At 43.9% G+C, this 1,176-nt stretch carries 1 protein-coding gene; it reads right to left on the reverse strand.

The genetic code is table 11. The features are described from left to right. On the reverse strand, positions 1 to 916 hold a 916-nt coding region (locus STRDD11_RS00505; protein WP_128835296.1), incomplete at its 3' end, for a Cof-type HAD-IIB family hydrolase. Positions 917 to 1,176: the final 260 nt, after the last annotated feature.

Here is a 1,176-nt window from a genome sequence, read left to right on the forward strand (position 1 = left end):
TCCCATTGTCCATAACGCTGTGAAATTCCTTGACTTTGTTGAAATGATGATCGCTGCTGGTAAAGACTTTTTCACTGGCCAGAATACCGAAGTGCTCCAAAGCCTTGTGAATGCCGTCCTGACTGTTGCTGCTGGTCGTGTGCTTGGCCACCTCTTTGACCGAGCTGGTCCCATTCCCCATAGCAATGGACAGGCCGACACCGGACAGCATTTCCAAATCATTGTCCGAGTCTCCGAAAGCCATGACCTGGCCGATATCAAAGCCGTATTCCCTGCCGACCCGGCGAATCCCCTCCAGTTTAGACATGTTCTTGTTGATAATATCCACTGCATAGGGGCTGCTGCGGGTAAATTTCAAATCCGGAAACTCCCTTTCAATCTTATGGCTTTCTTCCGGACTGGCCAAAATCAAGGCCTGATAAATGGGTTCCTGAATCAGCTGCAGGAGCTCTTTTTCATGCTGGGGCAGGGCTTTGCTGATAATTTTGTTAAAACTGTGACTGACGGTGCGGGCCATTTTCTTGGGAATGAACTGGCTGGTCCACTGGGAGAAAGGACTCATGCCAAAGGACATAATCTTGGACCCCAGCATGGCATCTGCTGTCCCCAGAGAAATCTCTTTTCTGTGTTTTTGGGCATAAGCAATCAAGTCCCGCAGACTCTGCTTGTCAATGGGGCTGGCGGAAATCACCCTGTCCTTTGAAAAGATATATTGACCGTTGTAGGTCACGGCAAAGTCCAAATCCAGCTGCTCCATAAAAGGTTTGACAAAGAAAGGACCGCGGCCGGTTGCCAGACCGACTAATATCCCCTGCTCTTTTAAGCTTTTAATGGCTGTTTCTGTAGATTTCAAAACCGTTCGACTGTCATTCACCAGCGTTCCATCAATATCGAAAAAGACGGCTTTTACTTCCATTGATTTTCTCATTCTTTCCTTTTATGATACAATAAATTATAACACAAAAATGACATACTATCACACGAATTGTAAAAAAGATAAACCCGGGTAATCCCAGTGACATACGAATGAAAAAGAAAGCAATAACCAAGGAAAATACTTAGCAGATTTCCTGCTTCAGAACGTAGACAAATTCCATTTTCTTTGTAAAAATTTTATAAATTCTTACAAAGAATTAAGAAAAAGCTCATTGCTATAATTAAAACAAAGATCAACCA

The sequence above is a fragment of the Streptococcus sp. DD11 genome, assembly GCF_001578865.1.
Taxonomy (GTDB): Bacteria; Bacillota; Bacilli; order Lactobacillales; family Streptococcaceae; genus Streptococcus; species Streptococcus panodentis.